Raw genomic sequence first — 19,283 nt, forward strand, 5'->3', positions numbered from 1 at the left:
GTGATAAAATGTTATTAGAAGATGAAGTTATCTTTAAAAAAATTTCTAATATTACTCCACAAGAAAAAGCCTTGGTCAAGGCTTTTTCTTGTGGAAAAGATCATATTGACTCCTATCTAAAAAATGAAGCATTAGAAGAAATAAAATATGGTATTTCAAAAACTTTTCTAATGTTTATAAAACAGAAAAAAAATCCTCTCTTCCTACTTGGATTTTTTTCTCTAACTACAGATAGAGTTCAAATAATTAAAACTTCTAAGTTAACTAATGAGTTAAAAATTTGGGGTAATCCTATTATGCCACAATCTATACCAGCAATTAGGATTCATTATTTTGCTATTCATAAAGACAAACAACGTAAAAAATTAGGTAGTGAAATGATGTTCTATACATTCCAATATATAAAAAATTTTATTTTACCACATATTGGAGCTTGTTTAATTACTTTACAAAGCGAAAAAGACGTTGTTAAATTTTATGAAGAAATCGGTTTTTGTAAAACTGGTCAAACAAGAGATAAAAACATTAGCATGGCTGTTTTAACAAATGAGTTTTTTATAGAATAATTTATTTAGGCTTTCAATTCTTGAAAGTCTTTTTATGTACCCTGCAGGACTCGAACCTACGACCGGACGGTTATGAGCCATTATATAAAAAACTACCTCGATGAGGTGGTTAAAGTTCAACATTATTTTACGATATTTACTGCTTGAGGACCACGTTGTCCTTCTTCAATATCATAAGAAACAGCTTGACCTTCATCTAATGTTTTGAATCCATCGCCTTGGATAGCTGAGAAGTGTGCAAATACGTCATTTCCATCTTCACCAGTGATAAATCCAAAACCTTTATCTGAGTTAAACCATTTTACTGTACCGTTATTCATATATATTTCCTCCTAATACGTATATAATACGTGTTTTGTTGCAATTAATATTAATTAGTAAAAGGAGTTTTTATAGTGTGAATATATCGCTCAGATTACGTTTCAAATTAGATTACTTATTTACTATAACACGGAAGTAATGGTAACACAAAGATAATTGTTTGATACGTTTTTTATTACAAAAATTTAGACTAAGCATTTAAAATGATTAATTAAAGGACGAAAAAATTGAAATTGAAAATAAATGACTAACGCTACTAATATAATATTACATCGTTTACTTAAAACTTTAATAAATTTTACTTTTCTAMAATATTGTCAATTGCTTTTCCACAAATTAGTTCTTATTCTAAAACTGATTTTATTTGCAATGCACATTCTTTTGAAAATGGTTCAGCCTCTTTCCATGATCCTAATAGTGGATAATTATTGATTACACTTTTGACATATTGCCTGTTTTTTACTCCTCGTGTTTGTACTTCTACATAATACATAGTGATACCTTCTTTATTATTTTTTATGTAAAGACTACTCTTATGAGTAGTCTTATAGATAATAAATCGCAGTAAAACACAGGAGATCTTTGTGAAGTTGATCGTAGTTTACTACGAATTTTATTTTGTGCTACGTAGTTTAAACTGAATAATGCGAATACAACATGGAATATCTTGTAGCACATTATAATTATAATATATGAAATCAAGTTTTTTTATTTGTTTTTGTTATATCTAATATAAAAAATACCGCCTAATAAGAAAAACATTATATTTAATCAAAAACGTCAGAATAGAAATACAATCTATTTTTTATAAAATATATTAATCTAAAGAAACTAGAAAGAGCTACTCTTTCAAGTAGCTCTGAATAGATGTCACCATAAATGGAAACGGGGTTAAGATTGTGTAATATGATGACRTTATCATTTTAACATAATTAGAACTATTATTTTCTTATTTTTTTCACATAAATGTAAAAATAGAAAAGACCACCCGAAGGTGGAAAGAAATAGTGTTTTCTTATAAATTCAAGAATAATTTTACCAATCTTGTTTTATATTTCCTTCATAATTTTACTAAACTTCTCGTTACTTTTATTTTTTTATCTGCCCAATCAACTACATCTTTAATCACTAGTTTTTGAGTAGCTGAAATCAACACCTCAATAAACTTATAGTCGATTTCTCCATTTTGATTAGTTGGAAGCAAAAATGTATCTTTCTGTATTTTACGATTTGAAATACTGTCTCCCCAACTATATAAATGCGATAAAGACTTATAAATTGATGTTGCAAAAAAAATCTGATGTATTTTTGTTCTTTTTGTACTATCTTTATAATAAAGTGCTAGATTATGACTATCATTAGAAAAATAATCTTCTGGTTGATAAGTAACAACAAAAGTTTTACCACCAATAAAAATGCTATTTCCTTCTTCGAGCAATTTCTCGTTGTAACTAATATAGGTTCCAACTGAGTTATTAAATGTGCTTGCTGTCAAATATGGAATCTTGCCTGAATCTAAGACTATATCTCGAGACAAAATATTGTGGGTATTCTTCACAAAAAACTTATCTATAATTTTAAATGATTTCCATATTATTCCTGTCTGTCTGTCTGTCTGTCTGTCTGTCTGTCTGTCTGTCTGTCTGTCTGTCTGTCTGTCTGTCTGTCAAATTATCAGACATTCGGTGAAACGTGTCAAGTGTTTCTACTTCTTCATTTGTCAATTTATAATCGCTTAATCCTGTTGCTACTAAATAAGCTTCCAACGTTTGGATGCGCTCAGCTTCCAACGTTTGGATATATGACTTTATAAAAGTATAACTCAGTTGACCTGTCCGCCTATCAATTGGCAAATCAACAATACTCTGCGTAAATATCTTATCAACATCTCTAACTAATTGTCCGAGTAGTTTTGGTTTTTGTGAATTCAGTAAAACTGTAAAATAAAGAATTGATTCATCTGTTTGCTCAACTTTAGAAACGATTTTACGAACATACTGACCTGCATACCAAGGTTTTCTTCTATAAAAAAAATCCATTTGCATTAGACCAAGAGACCAAGTACCTGCTGGATTAATGTTCTTTTTGTTCACAAAACCAGTAGATTGAAGAATTCCTTGATTCTGTGAAGTACGAGTCACATAATCATACTCTGATCCATCTACGAGTCGATTTTTGTTAAAACTTGGTGTAGAAACTATCTCAAACAAATCACCGAGTTTAAATTTTTGCCATTCAATGTTACTGCTGTTTTCTAAATTTTCAAGCTGTTGCTGCATTGAATGGCTATCTATTTTTCCCAAGGCATCACCTTGTAAAAGTTGTTCAACTTCCCACGCTAAATAATCCGATACTGTCTTTCTAAAATCTTCATAAGTCGGTTTTGTATCAACTTTAGCGACAAAATTCCAATCTTTTCCAACTTTCTCACCATCAAGCGCAATTTCAGCTTCATAAAATTCTTTTTTCGTAAAAATTTCTAGTTCTTTTTCACCATATCGAACCAATCGGACAACTTCATCATAACGTTCGATAGCTCGATCTACATTTCGAAGATTTGAACTTGCCTTTGCCTTCTTTCGATTGGAACGCTTATAACCATCATTTCTAAAATCAATAAAACGAACAGAATCTTTCTTTTGATGTGGTTCGGCTACTTTAAATACGTAAATAGATGTCTGAACAGATGACTTATTCCCAAATAAATCGGGTGGCATTTTAATACTAGCAAGTAGCGTATGTTTTTGAAGAATTTTTTTTCTTATTTCAATACCATTCATACCAGGAGAATCTTGAATAAGAATTGCTGCATAACCTTGTTCCATCATATTTAATGCTTTATGCACAAAAATCATTCCATTACCTTCCGCTGAATACGGAGGATTTAATACAAAAGCATCTGCAGGAAATTTTCCATCGCCCCCATATTTATAATCACCAGTAAATTCATGCAAACTATCTTCTTGAAGAATATTTGACGAACCATCTCCCATCAAAATCATATTAAGAACTGCCAACATATAAATTTCAGGAAGAATTTCAATCCCTAAAACCTGTTTGGTACGAATATCTTGTTCTTTTTGTAATAATTTATCGGGTGAAAAAATATTCTCTCTAGCATCTTCCAACATTTGATTCATTGCGGCAACTAAAAGTCCACCAGAACCAGTTGCAAAATCCCATACATAACTATCCCTATTAACTCGTGCCAACTGAGCCAACAGATTTGCAACATATCGTGGCGTCAAAACCACATCATTTTGATCATCTCCTGCAAAACTTAACCATTGAAACATAGTATTGAATAATTTTCCAGTAAAATCGATGTTCAAACCAACTTTGTAAAACTGTCCCAGATCTTCAATAACTTCAATATAAATTTCTTTTATAAGCGAAACCCCTTTCTTAGGTTTCGAATATGCCTCTACTTGAAATGTACGTGCAAGATCATTCAAAATCAGCTTTTGTTTTATAGGAGGAATATCTTTGTGTTTAAGATATGCCTTTATCTTTCTAATAACGATTTCGCCATCAGGATCTTCAAAATTTGATTTTAATTCTGAACTTTCAAGAGGTGCAACTTTACCAGGTACACCTAAATTTGCAATAATTGAACCTGCTATAAGATGAATACGACTTAATGCTGAAATATTCAATTCTTTGTTATTGTATAGTTTTTCGTTTAATCGTTGAATACCATCATCAATTTTAGTTTCCTGTTTTTGATGAATTTGTTTAATTTCTTCTTTAGATAAAAATAATTTTTCAATTTTAGCTACAAATTCATCGAAGTTTTCAGGCTTTAGAAAAGATAAATCCTCATAATTTCCTACAAATTGACCAATACCATAGTTTTCTTTAGCTACATAATAAACAGATATTTCAGTTTCCAACTCTTCATTCGAATCAAGCCAACCATTAATTCCAATTGCAATCGTTTTATCGTAACTCGAATGAGCTAAAATTGCATTAGCGTAATGAACGGCTCCATTAACTGCATATTTTTGAATATTGGTATAATTAGGCTCATTCTTCTTGGTGAAATTAGCAACATGTCCCTCTTCGTCAAGTTTGATTAGATCTCCCTTTTTCCCTTTCATTTCAATCAAGACAATATAGCTTTGAAGCTTTGAATCTTGAATTAACAATTTTGCTTCCGGACGATTAATCCCACTACCTCCTGATTTACTTGGCGCTTTTTTCATAGCACGATCAACTTCTAAATTTATTTCTCCTTGTTGAAATTTAACATCTAAACCATACTCAAGTAGCTGTTTTTGAAAATATGGTACCACAATTGAATCTTCAAAAGACATTCAAGTTATCACCTTTCGTAACAATAGTAAAACGCAATTGCATTTATTATGTACCCTGCAGGACTCGAACCTACGACCGGACGGTTATGAGCCGTCTGCTCTGACCAACTGAGCTAAGGGTACAAGGCGTCATGCAAATCTGATAGGGGACATGAAAGAGATACAAAAGAACATTCTACCAGATTTGCATGATCAGATGTTAAAGAAAGATGGAGTTGTTATAGAGACTCATTCGCTTGTATATGAGAGATAATTTAATGGTCAAAGTCTCTATAACAGTAGTTAATTTTACTTCCAACTTATCGGCAATAAATATTTTCTTTTATTATTTTTWGAGAAAAAATTAATAATACATTTTATAATGTTAAATAGATATCCTTAATCCGAACATCGTTAACCGCACCTTCACCATTTGCTTGATTACAACGGCGGAAAATGACATCGATTTTCGTGCCTTTTTTCACCCAGCTTAAATCCACAGTAACGTCCATTCCTAAGGCATCGCCACCTTTATAATTATAGGATTTCTTCACATCAGGTCGTTTGATTCCTTGTGAAGCCACACGAGTAATTTCTTCATTTGTGCCATGTTTCATGATCAAGATATAAGCAAATTTACCGATTGCACCTTCTGGTTTATCTGGCACTAGCCAACCAGCAATCCGGACTTTTCCTTTGCTTGCTCCATTGAATTTATCCAATTTCGCCCATGCGTTACCTTGATGAACAGCTTTACTTGCTGCTACTGCTTTATCGTGATCAGATGGTGTTTGGGGATTTGGTTGCTGTACTTGGATAGATTCTACTTTCACTTGATTACTTGAGGGTTGACACTTACCAGATGTGGCATAGGCTTTCCAAGTATTTTGATCACCATAAAAGATATTTTGATCATATGGTATCGAAGTATATTGCCACATTGCCGCATTAGTCCAGTGTTTAATTTTAGGGAAGTTTGATTGATAAGCTGCTACCCACAATCCATAATCTGCTTTAACAATCGTTGAGAAATCTTCTTCAAATAAAACAGAAGCGGACGTATAAACTAACGCTTTGATACCTGTTTTTTGTTGGATACGATCTAACATTTGTTTTAAAATGCCTGTTCCTTGACGTCCATACATTTCATAGTCTAAAACTAGAATTCCTTTGCCAATGTAACCTTGAGCATTTTGAATAAAGAAATCTGTTTGTGTTTGCCAGTCTGAACCATCAATAAAATGATACACACCAAAAGGTTTACCAGATTTGATAGCTTGTTGAACAAACGGATCACAATAACGATCCACAAAGTTACAACCTTCTGTTGCTTTAAACATATAAGCATCTGCTGGATAGTCCTTAATATTTTTTGAACCATTGTTATTGGATAAATCTACTACCTTTAATGTCATTTTTCATCGTCTCCTTCATTGATTTTTGTTTCTTTATAAAGTGATTTTCCATTAGCCGGCAAATCATAAAAACCACCCGCAGACATTCCTGCCAGTATTCCTGCCCAGGCATAAGTGGCTATTTCTCCATGAATGATCGTCAGTGCATAGCTAATACCAATAATCAATCCAAAAAGAACATTCAAAAACGGCAACCATTTATTATTGATTGCCGTTTGTTTAATCATTTGTGTTACACCTACAACGATTGCGCCAATAATCGATGTCGCAAGTAAGATATTATCCATCTTTTTCTTCCTCCTTCAATGGATGATGGGGTAAGGTTAAAATTTTACTGTATAGCGCTTCGCCTGTTCCATTTCCACCAAGCGCTCGATACCCTTTCCATATATATTCCAGATTTTCTAAATCATCTACTGAGATCCATCCTTGTTCTAAAAAATAGATACATTGTTGATAGATTTTATCGTGTAATAACGCTAGGTTTGCGGATTCTAAGTTCCGAAACCTTCTTTCTGTTTGTTCTCGTTGTGCTTTCAATTGTTTGAACGCTCTTACAAACAAAGAAATCACTCCGCCAGAACCTAGCGCAATGAACAAACTATTAATTTCTAAAAAACGATCAAGCATGTTATTTCATTGTTCCTCCTTTTCACAAAAATAGAATACTATCCAACGGATATTACCCGATAATCTGATTCACAAACGACACAATATAACTAGAAATCATTCGATATCCTTCATTGTTTAAGTGGTATTGATAAGGCACTTGGCTTGTATCATCAACGAATAAAACATCTTTATTGACTTCGTTGATTTGCGCCTCATCATATAGATTCAAGTAAGGAATACTATACAATTTCGCAATTTCGACTAGTTTATCCGTAAATTCACGAGGCATTAAGCCACCAAGCTGTGTATTCCACACTTTGTACGGAATAATGATTCCTATGCGTAGCGTTGGAAATCTTTTCAGTACATCTTCTAACATCGATTGATACGCCCCACAATACGTATTTTCATCAAATGAAGAACCGATCGCTTGTACTGTGCCAATTGCTCGGCTTTGCCCAAAATCATTCACACCGGCAAAGAATGTCGCTAATGAATAATCACTATAATCAAAAGCTTTAGAACGAGCGCCAATTTGTTTCGTATTCTGTCCAGAAATACCTTGATTATTTACTTCACAGCCAAATGCTGAACGAAGGTACGTTTGATAACCAATGGCTCGTGTATTAGGCATAGTCGTTTTATCTACAAATAATTGATGGTCATACCAAGTAATCGAATCATCAAAAGTAACAATTTTTTTGCCAAATAATTTTTTGGAATATGGATTAAGCCATTTTTGGTTTACGCCATATTCGGTCGCTTTCGTTAAAACATTTTCTCCTTCTGTCAAGCTAAAAAAATTTTCATTTCCTTTGCTACTTCCTGTGGTTCCAGCATAAAGATTTAAACGAACATATCGAGCATTTGACGGTGTTTTGAATTGTTTATTATTATTGTTTGAGCCTTCCGTATGTTGAATAGCACAAACTGGCTCTTTGAGTTCATTAAAGTAATAACCTTGTGTACTTAACGTAAGCGGAACACTATAAATTGTATTAGGTTTTACTGATATATAGTCTGATACAGCGAATTTCGCATTTTCAATTAATACTGCTTCGTTATTAATGAAATATCCTCTTGTAATCGTTTCAGAATCAAATAAATTTGTCTGAACTTCTGGTACGGAAAAATTGGCGACTTCGATTCCTGTCGGTTCCAGCCAACGAACAGAAGCAACTTCCTGATAAGGTAAATAACGATTTGGATAGGTCGGATAATTTGCATCAAATTCTGTAATCATCGCACTAGTCGCAGGACGTTGTGCATCTCCATTCCATATAAGATAAGCCGCATTTTCCGGTGCTTTATCCGTCATATTTGTCGTATCTGCACGGGAAATAGAACGAATAAATTTTTTCCCTCCATCAAACCATGCACCTGGAATCCCCAACCACGAACTAAACTTATAACGTTTTCCACTCGAAACGGGAATATATTCGCTATGATAAACTTGTTGATTCGCTGCTGGTAAAAAATTCCCTGTATTGTTATCTACATATTCACCATAAATAACACTCTTCCAATTAAATAAATTCGTTGAGCCTTGAATCGTCGTCTCTGCAATTTTATCTGGAGTAATCGAAGCAGCTTGGATATCAGTACTTTGGTACACTCCACCATCTTCCCAAGAAGTAGTTTCTGTTTGCCAATAGTACCAATGACCATTTTCTAATACTAAAAAAATCCCATCTGTTCCGTTGGGATATGCTGCTTGTAATTCTGAAAAAGTATTATACGTACCTTTTGGTGCACCAGAAACAATCGTTGCCAATTGGGCATCGACAAATGCTTGATCCGCTTTGGTTGTTTGTAATCGAGAAATATTTTCCTGATTTTTTTCAACTACTGTTCTTTCTCCTTTGTCAGATAACTTTGTGTCGATTTGTTTTTTGTTGTACGTATCAACTTCTTCATATAGTTCTTCTATTTTGTTTAGATTTTGTTCAACTTCAACTGCTTTCTGTTCAACGTTAGCAAGTGATTGGTTAGTCTCGGTTGCTAATTTTTCTAATTTATCGTTAGCATTCGATATTAATTCTTCTATTTTATCAATCGTTTGGCTAAATCCGTTAAAATAGAAATTCTCCAGTTCTGGAACATTCTCATCAATCGGACTTCGTTTTATCGAAAAAATAAACCGGCCAGCAGTATCTAATGCTTGCCCGTTAGGAAATTCAATATATATACTACCTTCCACCGTACCAACATATCCTAAAATATTATCATCTAATACAATGGAGACAACTCCACCAATCCGATCCTCAATCGTTGCTAAGTAATCGTGTTTTCCAAATCCTCCATCAGCTGTTTCTGAACGAAATTTTAAACGAATAGGAACCATTACTCCTTCAGGTAAACTTTGAACAATTGCACCTTTCATTAGTTTAAAGCGAAGTTTAGCCGTCCCTCTATCATATGACCAGAAAACAACGCCAGTATAAATTGGTTTCGTAGCTTCCGCTTGAATACAAATGATTGAATCGTTAGTTTTATACATCATTAACCCAACACTAGTCCTTTCTTAATGTATAGACCACAACCAGTAACTTTCGTTTGCGTATCAGCAAAGCTAGTGGGCGGCTCGCGGCGTATCAAGCCATCGTCAGATTGCGCACCAACTACATTCTGTGAGCCGACAATATCACTGATAAGAATCGTTCCCATGAATTTCGCTCTGATAGCAATGTTTTGTTTATAAAAATACGTTCCGTTGTAAACATGACACTGTGAAGTACCATTTATACATATTCCCATGGACGCAGTATTTCGATTATCATTTGCAAATTTACATTTTACAACCGACATATAACCACTTTGATCAGCTAACAACTGATAGATACTACCTCCGTATGTAGGACCATTGGCAGTATCAACAAATTGTAATCCACTGACCTGAATGTAACCGCGGACATAATAAAATGCGATACTTCTAACTTTAACTGGCAAATCCGAGGTTGAAACATCAATGTTATCTATATTGTCTCTGCATCGTACATATACTGATGTCACGTTAACGTTTCTAAGAACAGCATCTTCCAAATATACACCGGAATCAATCCATATTGTAACTGATGGGATAGTAATCAAAGGTACTTGGTTGAAAGCCATTTGAATAGTCGCAAACGGATTCTCTTCCGAACCGTCTCCAGTTTGATCACTTCCATTGCTTGCTGAAACGTAAATGTTAATTTGTGCAGCGGAACCACCTATGATTTGTTCAATACTCCCATTTAATTGTCCCACTTGTTTTTGCATATTTAGTTGTTTGTTCTGCAATTCGTCTATTTCTCCTCTAAATAGTCGTTCAGATGCAATCAAACGTTCTTGAAGAACGCTATACGTTTCTCCTTTATAATCGACTCGCCCATCTACTACTTCATTTGGCGAATCTCCACCAGAAGATAGTACAAGATTATCAATTCGAGTGTTTAAATAATCGTCATTTTCTTTTAAGGAGGTTTCTAAGTCATTTAAACAATCAACATTATGATTAAATATTTCTTTCCATTTTCCTGTAATAAGATTAGTGGTTAATTTCTTTAATAACATCAAACTACTCCTTTCTTTACCATATTCGCTAAAATAGCCGTCATTGTCTTCTTTGTATTACTTAATGTAATTTCTGGTGGTTTGTTAGGAATTGCTGGATAAGTTTTTATTCCCACTACTTGTATATAAGTATTAATATTTAGTGGTTCATAAATAAATGGTACGTAATCTCCTTTTTGAGGATTGATTTTCCATTTTAAAGTAACTGATCCAGAAATACTTGGATAATCTTGTAAATCGTTTTTTAAACGTTCAAGCATATTTCGCGATATCGTATAGCGTTCATCAGTAACCGGATCTTGAATTCTAATTCCCCATGTTTCTGATTCCGGACTGGTATACGTGATTGGTGTAAACACATAATCACTATCTTTTGGATTTTCTGTGTTAATACCGTCTTTCAATTTTCCATACCCTTTAATCTGAGTTTTCAATGAGTAAGTATCAATATCAAACGTAACTTCATCTGTATTATATTTATAACGAATTTGTTCTTCTACTTTCTGACCATACTCACTAATCGGATAAAACATAAGATGCTTATTATTAGGAATAACCACTGCATTATAATCTGAAAGAATCTCATTAATTAGCTTCAAATAATTTCCATCACCAAAATTCTCCTGTTGAACAGTTAAAAACTTTTTATTTGGATCAATAACTTCCCATGTAAATTCTCGATTTCCAGCTTTAAAAATATGTGTCAATAACTGATTAATCGATTTTGTACCTGTTACTTTTTCATATTGATAACCATCCTGAATTGTATAATAGATATGTGTTGCAACTATCTGTTTAGTTACTAATCCCCCTACTACATTTTTAGTCATTTTTTTTATAATAAATTCTTGCCCATTAAAAATAATCGAAGATTCATACTCAATCAAATCAAACACTTCTTGATTGATCAAATTTGTTACTGATAGCCCAATTTCCCAAGTTTCATTTTGTTGCCAGTCCTCATAAAAAGAATCCTTGTCGTACCTGACAAGGATTTCTTCTTTGGTTTGTTCATAATTTCGAACAATTATATCATCCATTTAATCACCTACTTATACAAAAAACGAAAATCCCACGAAGAATTTACTCGAGTAATATTTTGGATTTCGATTTCGTTTATCCCCTCAACTAAATTGATCAAACCGTGATTTGTATTAATACCACAACTTACACCATTTAATTTAGGAATCACTCCGTCCAAAATTAGCATCTGACCAAGATTCGTCGAAAGTGATGGATAGTAAATAAATCGATCACCAGTTGTTTTATTAAAGATTATCACATTTCCTTCCGACTCTCCTTCTAATGTAATTCTTAAATAGTGTTCTCGTGGATCAATTTCAAAACTACCAGCATTATAAATAATAAAATTACTTGTTTTATGTTTATATTTATAGTCCTCAGAAATTAACCCCTGAGAAAACTGCCAATCATTTTCTAACGTAAAACCATTTAAAGTCGTTGACAAAGATTCAGAACAGCCAGATGGTACATCAAATGTAATCTCAATTGTAGAATAATCATTTGCTTCTTCAGTTAATTCAAAATTTTTAGGATTGACTTTAAACCTTTTACCAGGACTCAAATCATAACCAATATAATATTGATATCCTATAAAAATCATTTCATAAAGTTCAGTAAGGAGTAATTCCTTATCATATTTATTCTTATAAAAGATGTCTAAAGTCAAGACTAATTCAAAAGGACGAAAACTAGCATTTATTTCTCTGCTACCGTTCGTCCCTTGAAATTCTTCATAACTTGCCTCATATACTGGCGCCTGACGTTTGATTTCTTTACAAATAATCCTGTTTTTCTCTTGTGGATCAAATATATGACCATTTTGATTAAACATCAATTTATAAAACATTCATCATATACCTCCATTTATATATCGGAGTTTCGCTAAATCTGCCCCCATGTAACTATTTGCAGATTTACCAATATCAGAAGATTTAATAATAAAGTCTTTTCCTAAGATTGCTTTTAAAATGGCCATCATTTCGTTATGTTGTTGTTGCTGTTGTTTAATTAAAGCAAGTAATTCTTCAGAATGATTATCATTTTGTCCAATACGCATTATTTGTTTTGATTTGCCTGATAGGAAAGCGAGTACTTCCCCTACCAATTCAATAGCTCTCGTTTTTTTAGTTAACGGAACAACTACTTCAGGTTTATTTCCTTCCCCACCACGGAAAAGACCATCCTTCATAATCCAACCACCATTTTCATAACCAACTCCACGCCAACCATTTAATAAACTCCCATATCTACTCAAAGTATATCGAATCGAAGCAAGAATATTTGAAAGTGGATCATAAATATCTTTATTGTAGGGAGGAAGTGCGTAAGAACGGAATGTTGTATCAATTACTTGCATTAAACCTTTAGAAGGTATCCCAGCTGCTGCATTGCTATCCCAATTATTAATTGCTTTAGGATTTCCATTAGATTCAGTTTGCATTTGATGCAATAGAGCGTTTAAATTTGCTGAATTGTATTGACCAGTCATTTTTAGTGCTTTTATTGCTACAGAACGCCAACGCTCAACCCCCGTTGAACTTCCTACTTTAAAGATATTACCCACTCCCAAAAGTCCATTTAAATGAATATGATCAAAGTGATCACCATCTGGCCAAGCAGTCCATTGTCCACTTGCTCCTGTTCCAGACATACCGGATCTATCTCTTACTCGACCATTCGTAATAACATAAGCAATTTTCGATGGAAACTTCTCAAATGCATAATTAGCTGCAGCTGTATATCGACTATCACCAGAAACACCAGGATATGCTAAATCAATTGCTTGTCTTTTTCCATGATAGTATCTATCTCCAGGACGATATCCCGATGTAACAGTTAAACCTGGGAATTTGGCCATCACTCTTTGGGCAATATCAACTAAATACTGATAAACACCATTTGCATTTACTGCACCATCAAAATTTCCATGTGTAAAGAATTCACTCAATTTTGTTTGAAGAAATTTATTCGATGCTTTTGCCATTACTTTTACGCCAGATTTGGTCATATCTAGCCATAAATTAGTAAGATTACTATAATCAACTTTTCCATCTAAAAATTTAAGAACAGCATTTTCATTATCCAACAAATCAGCTAAATCGAAATTATTAGTACCATTAGCATACCTAGGAATATTTATATATTTTTTCAATTTTTTAGTAAGTGTTGCATTTAAAACTTGTGTTCCTTTCGGTAAATTAACCAATAAGTCTCGCCCTTTAGCAATGAATCCTTTTCCGTTTGGCATTTGTACATATTCTTCATGAACTGGACCTTTTTGATCATTAATCATTGCTAAACCACCAGGATGTCCTACTGTTCCTTTTGCATACTGTGGTATTGCCCAATTACCAATCGTTTTACTTGATTCAACTTCTTTTAATACATAGTTAACGCCAGAAATAACCCCATTAACACCTTTTCCAATTCCTCCTACCATTCTATTAGCTACGCTATTCATAGTTGAGGATAGAGGACTTCCCATTGAATTAATTCCATTAATCAAAGATTGCATTAAAAATGAACCTGCAGCATTAAATCCTCCATTTTTTGAACGAAGATTATTAATCGAATCGTTCCCAAGTTGATTTACTCGACCTATAAACACACCATAAAGTGAATTCCAACCGTTCATCAAATTTTTATTCCAAGTAACTCCTTGAACATAATTAGGTGTATTTTGAAGTTTTAATGCATTTTGATAGTTCGAAATAAATAGAGTCTCACTAGCTGTAAATTGTGGTACAGCAGAGTTCCATCCATTCATTAAATTATTTAGCCAATCAACACCTATAGAAGAATACTGTTCAGACTGTTCAGCAATATCCTCAGGAAGTAAGGACTCAATGATATTCGCTTTGTTCAACGCGCCATCACTACTATTAGCTTGTCCATTCAGCATTTGAGCTTTCAATGCAGTAACCAACTCGTTTAATGCTAAGATTAACGCATCTAAATTCGATACTGGGGAAACAGCAGTAATGTTACCAACACCATCAGCATATTTGGGAATTAGCCGTTTAGTTTTCGTTGCATTGAGTACTTTTGAGCCTCTCGGCAAATCTAAGACAATGTTTCGTCCTTTTGGAATAAAGGATTGTCCAGTTGGTAGTTGAATAAGCTCTTCATAAATAGGACCTTTTTGATCATTCACAAGAGCACTTCCACCAGGATGAAAGTTAGTTCCTTTTGCGTTAGGCATTGGACCTATGAAATCAATGCTGACTTTTTTTTCACTTTTTTTAAGAAGTCCATCCCAAGACGTATTCAATATATCTAGAGCAGAAGATACCTCTAAAGCATTAGTTTTCGCATTCAATGTCTTTGGGGCTGGAATAATTTTTTCATTGTAGTATCTAACTGCTTCTGTTGCATCACCTACAGAACTAGTCAGACTAGTATTGTCTCCCAACATTTTTTTTAATTGAGGAAGTACATTTTTATTGTATTCTCCCACACTAATTGTTCCATCTCTAACTTTAGATAAGATATCTATGTTATCACCTAACATACGTTTCACTGGATCGGGTAGTTTTTTCCATGCATTCCATGATTCTTCTGAAGCGAAAACTTTTGCAAGCAGATCACTATTATCTGCAAGTATTCGTTTTTGAAGATCTGGTAGCTGATTCCATTTATCCAAAGTTTCTTTTGATGTCAAAATTTTTGTTAGAAAATCAATATTATTTGCAAGAAGCTCCTTTTCTGAATTAGGAATCTCGTTCCACCGCTTCAAACTTTCTTCAGACGAGAAAATTTTATTTAAAAAATCGGTATTTTTTGCAAATAAACCCTTGATGTCTACTGGTGTCTCATTCCAAATTTTCAGTTTTTTTTCTGATTTAGAGAGAGTTTGTAAAAAATCATAGTTTTTAGCATTTAATTTTTTTATTTCAGGCTGGTAAGCATTCCACAATCCCAAATTAAATAGTGTTTCTGCCATTACTTCAGGAGTATTTGAATATAAAACTGCCTTTTTTTGTTCAAAATTAAGTTCATCCCATTTACCAGATGATTCCAATGCTTTATATACATTTACACTAAATTCATCTTGAAGGACTGCTTCTTTATCTTCCCAAGCCATTCCTCGCCACAAATCATTAGCAATTGCTGCTTCACCAATCATTTTTTTGGCATTACTATCTATATTTGCATCATGCAAAACCATTTTCAGGTTATTCCATGTAGTAATGTTTTTAGAAGCTTCTTTAATTATTTCTGGAGCATTTGTTTTTACATTGCCCTCTTTATCAAGCAGCTCTAAAGAATTCCATTCCTTTGCTCCATCCGTTCCTTCTTTAGCTACCCATTTTAATGTATCGGCATTTTTCTTAGCATTTTCCGCTAACTTATCAGCCATATAGCCAGCATTATCTAACAATTTTTGATTATCCTCAATAAGATATTGATTTGCTCCTACCGCATTTTCGATTAGCTCCCCTGTTGCCAAGTGGATTTTATCCGCTAACTCAGGATATTTTTGTACAATAGCTGCAATCTGACTGTCAAATCCCTCAGTTGTTGCATCATTAATTTTATCCCATTCAGCAAGATATTTTTGAGCGAACTCACCGTCTAGATTATATCCCCATTCTTTCAGCCATTCTTCCTGTTCTTTTCTCATTTGGGCTGCATGCTTTTGAGAAGCGTATCTTTGTTCTCCTAAAGATTTAAGCCAGGTTTCTGCTTGTTCTTTACTAGCTTTAGATATATCACCAGTCATAGAATTTAATATAGCCTTACGTTGTTCAGCAGATATATCTAATGTATTAACATATTGTTCAGCTGTATTTTTTGAGAGATCACTAATCATCTGAGCTTCTGCGACGCTTATATCACGGTGTTCTCTTGATGCCTTCTCTCTTATTTCTTTAATGCGCTCATTATTTTCTTTGATTTTTTCCAGAGCTGACTGGTTCATTGCTTTCTCATTTTCAACAATTTCTTTCATTGAATCAGTAACAGTTCCAGGCAAATTTTTTAGTAAATTATCTAATCCTTCAACTTTTTTAGTTAAACTAGATTCAATAGTAGCACCAATAATTTCAAAATTTTTGGCTATAGGTCCAGTATTTTGATTGAATCCTTGAACCATTAGACCAAATTGCCCTGAAGCTTCATTTGTTTTTACTTTTACAGTATCTAACGTACCATCAACTTCTCTTCCTACATCAACGCCCCATTGTTTTACACGTTGAGAAGAGTTCCATGCTTCTTCTCCAAATCCTTTCCAAGCAGCGTACCCTAGAGCTAGAGTTCCTCCAACACCAACAATTCCAAGAAGAATTGGATTCAATCCTCCAAGTGCTGCTGTCATTGCTCCAATACCACTAGAACCTGCCGCTGAACTAGTAGCACTACCAAGAACAGTTGCTTTACCTGCAGTTTCTCCTAAGTTTTTAGCTAAATTGCCCAAACTAGCACTTCCATTAATAGAAACAGTGCTAAGAGAATTTAAACCTTTTTCAGCTGCTTTCATTGCTGAACGTTTATTTAATTTTGCGTTTAAATCAACGAATGCTTGCCCAAAAGTTGAAATTTTAGAAGCTCCTGATCCAGCAATTTTTAGAACTGGACCTACAGCTGCAGTCCACGCAATGAGTTTTACAATAGACTTTTGAACTTCAGGACTGGTATTTGAGAATGCTTTTGCAGCTGTACTTAATGTTTCAAGTAATGGTTTTGAAGCTTTTAGAGCATCTCTTAAAGCGTCTACGAATGGTCCACCCATATCGATAGCCATATCAACAACTTCATTCTTCAAGGCCTTCACTTTTGATTCAGTAGTCTCATAACGTTTGTTCGCTTCATCTGTTAAAGCAGTGTTTTTTTCCCAAGCTTTAGTTCCTCGTTTTATTGCACCTTCAAAAACACCACTTGCGTTAGCTGCACGTAATAAACTATCACGTAAACGTACTTCTTTTATCTCCATATCATTTAATACTTTAATAGCAGAAGTCCCATGCTTTTCGGCATTACCAAGCCCTTTTATGAATTCAATAATCGCTTGAGAAGGATTGCTCTTGAATAATTCAGCAAATTCATCTGATGTTCTACCTGTTACATCTGCAAAAGATGACAGACTTCCTGCTGATTTTTCAGTTTCTTCATACATTTTCTTTAAATCAGATGAAGTAAGTCCCATTTGTTTTGATACTGCTTTTAACGATTTTCCTCCATCTCTCACAGCATTTACTAAATTAACCCACGGAACACCTTGTTTTTCTGCCATATTTTTCAGCTGATTAAAAGCTCCAACACCATTTTCAACTGCTAATTGCATTTGTATCATTACTTTAGAAAAAGCAGTTCCTCCAGCTTCAGCTTCAATACCTACAGAAGACAATGCCGCTGCAAAACTCATGATTTCAGCTTGACTCATTCCAACCTGTTTCCCTGCACCAGCCAAACGGAGTCCCATTTCTGTGATTTCTGACTCAGTAGTTGCTAGATTATTCCCAAGATCAACAACCACAGCACCTAGTCGCTCAAAATCTTTTTGAGACATTTGTGTGATATTTGCAAATCTAGCAAAAGACGTCGCTGCAGTTTCTGCAGACATATTGGTAGATTCTCCTAAATCAATCATTGTTTTTGTAAAACTTACAACGTTGTCAGTTTGAATCCCTAATTGACCAGCTGCTTCTGCAACTCCTGCAATTTCCTCATGACTTGCTGGTAATTCTTTCGCCAAATCTCTAAGCCCTTTTTCCAAATCACTATAGGAGTAAACTACATTACCATTGGAATCTACAATTTCGTCATTTGTTTTCTTTACCCCGGCAAATGCACTTTCCCATTTGACTGCCGCAGTTGTAACTGCAGTAACGGCTCCGGCAATCGGAATAGTCACGCCATGTGTTAAGGAAGTGCCGATATTCTGTGCTGAATTTCCAGCTTTTTGCAGAACATCAGATGTCTTATTAATTACTCCAGTTATTCCTGTTGTTTTTGTTTGTAATTCTGCATATGCACCAATTGTTTGTTTAATCTGTGCTTCATAACTCGCTTGTCTAGCTGTTGCTTGATTTAATTGATTCGCATATTTGATAGTAGCTGATGTTGCTTTTCCATTTTCATCATAACTTTTTTTATATTTATCAGTTAATATTTCTATTTGCTTTTGATTAGCTTGTAGTACATTACCTAAGCCAGTATATTTTGCTTGCAATACGCCTAATTTATTTCCAGAAGCATCCATAACTTGCATTTGCGCCTTCATTGCTTTCATCTGGTAATTAACAGCATTTCTAGCACCAGTTAGTCCCCTAGTTAATTTAGAACTATTCAAGTTAAGATTGATAATTATATTACCGATTGGTTTTCCAGTAGTCATAGTTATCCTCCTTCCTATAATGATTTCAAGAAATCTTTCAAGTCCATTTCTTTCGGTTTTTCTTTGGCTTTTTCAGAACATACAATTTGAATCAAACGATTGAAATTAGTATTTTCAATATCATTTATCGACCATCCAGACTGAACCAATTGCCTAAACAAAT

Annotated in this window: 13 protein-coding genes and 1 tRNA gene; 1 reads left to right on the forward strand and 13 read right to left on the reverse strand. The window is 33.9% G+C overall.

Annotation, left to right across the window (positions count from 1 at the left end; genetic code table 11):
- The first annotated feature begins 8 nt into the window (after window positions 1-8).
- Window positions 9-566 carry a GNAT family N-acetyltransferase gene (locus tag EHR_RS00510; RefSeq protein ID WP_014834193.1) on the forward strand — a complete coding sequence of 186 codons (558 nt, stop codon included), beginning with the start codon at window positions 9-11 and terminating at the stop codon, window positions 564-566.
- A gap of 122 nt (window positions 567-688) precedes the next feature.
- Here the strand turns inward: EHR_RS00510 and EHR_RS00515 are convergent, their stop codons facing one another.
- From EHR_RS00515 to EHR_RS00570, 13 genes are all read right to left on the reverse strand, one after another.
- Window positions 689-886, reverse strand: a complete 198-nt coding sequence (locus tag EHR_RS00515) for a cold-shock protein (protein WP_010718754.1) — start codon at window positions 884-886, stop codon at window positions 689-691.
- 344 nt (window positions 887-1,230) lie between these two features.
- Window positions 1,231-1,380: a hypothetical protein gene (locus EHR_RS14150; RefSeq protein ID WP_010718753.1), complete on the reverse strand. Its 150-nt coding sequence runs from the start codon at window positions 1,378-1,380 to the stop codon at window positions 1,231-1,233.
- Window positions 1,381-1,947: 567 nt separating this feature from the next.
- Window positions 1,948-2,445 carry a restriction endonuclease subunit S gene (locus EHR_RS00520; protein ID WP_010738211.1) on the reverse strand — a complete coding sequence of 166 codons (498 nt, stop codon included), beginning with the start codon at window positions 2,443-2,445 and terminating at the stop codon, window positions 1,948-1,950.
- Between the two features lie 19 nt (window positions 2,446-2,464).
- Complete coding sequence (locus EHR_RS00525) at window positions 2,465-5,203, reverse strand: N-6 DNA methylase (protein WP_010738212.1); 2,739 nt, start codon at window positions 5,201-5,203, stop codon at window positions 2,465-2,467.
- Window positions 5,204-5,252: 49 nt separating this feature from the next.
- Window positions 5,253-5,326 (reverse strand) — tRNA-Ile (locus EHR_RS00530).
- A gap of 233 nt (window positions 5,327-5,559) precedes the next feature.
- Window positions 5,560-6,597 carry a GH25 family lysozyme gene (locus tag EHR_RS00535; RefSeq protein ID WP_010738213.1) on the reverse strand — a complete coding sequence of 346 codons (1,038 nt, stop codon included), beginning with the start codon at window positions 6,595-6,597 and terminating at the stop codon, window positions 5,560-5,562.
- Complete coding sequence (locus EHR_RS00540) at window positions 6,594-6,884, reverse strand: holin (RefSeq protein ID WP_010738214.1); 291 nt, start codon at window positions 6,882-6,884, stop codon at window positions 6,594-6,596. The genes EHR_RS00535 and EHR_RS00540 overlap by 4 nt, the downstream gene beginning before the upstream one ends.
- Window positions 6,877-7,227 carry a hypothetical protein gene (locus EHR_RS00545; protein WP_010738215.1) on the reverse strand — a complete coding sequence of 117 codons (351 nt, stop codon included), beginning with the start codon at window positions 7,225-7,227 and terminating at the stop codon, window positions 6,877-6,879. The genes EHR_RS00540 and EHR_RS00545 overlap by 8 nt, the downstream gene beginning before the upstream one ends.
- A 52-nt stretch (window positions 7,228-7,279) precedes the next feature.
- A complete protein-coding gene (locus EHR_RS00550; RefSeq protein WP_010738216.1) occupies window positions 7,280-9,712 on the reverse strand; it encodes an SGNH/GDSL hydrolase family protein in 2,433 nt (810 codons plus the stop codon).
- Window positions 9,712-10,761, reverse strand: a complete 1,050-nt coding sequence (locus EHR_RS00555; RefSeq protein WP_010738217.1) for a hypothetical protein — start codon at window positions 10,759-10,761, stop codon at window positions 9,712-9,714. The genes EHR_RS00550 and EHR_RS00555 overlap by 1 nt, the downstream gene beginning before the upstream one ends.
- Window positions 10,761-11,801 carry a phage tail protein gene (locus EHR_RS00560; protein ID WP_010738218.1) on the reverse strand — a complete coding sequence of 347 codons (1,041 nt, stop codon included), beginning with the start codon at window positions 11,799-11,801 and terminating at the stop codon, window positions 10,761-10,763. The genes EHR_RS00555 and EHR_RS00560 overlap by 1 nt, the downstream gene beginning before the upstream one ends.
- Before the next feature lie 8 nt (window positions 11,802-11,809).
- Window positions 11,810-12,631 carry a phage tail domain-containing protein gene (locus EHR_RS00565; protein WP_010738219.1) on the reverse strand — a complete coding sequence of 274 codons (822 nt, stop codon included), beginning with the start codon at window positions 12,629-12,631 and terminating at the stop codon, window positions 11,810-11,812.
- A 3-nt stretch (window positions 12,632-12,634) separates the two neighbouring features.
- Window positions 12,635-19,120 (reverse strand): phage tail tape measure protein, encoded by a 6,486-nt coding sequence (locus tag EHR_RS00570; protein WP_010738220.1) that lies wholly within the window; start codon window positions 19,118-19,120, stop codon window positions 12,635-12,637.
- Between the last annotated feature and the right edge of the window lie 163 nt (window positions 19,121-19,283).

Source organism: Enterococcus hirae ATCC 9790 (assembly GCF_000271405.2).
Lineage (GTDB): Bacteria > Bacillota > Bacilli > Lactobacillales > Enterococcaceae > Enterococcus_B > Enterococcus_B hirae.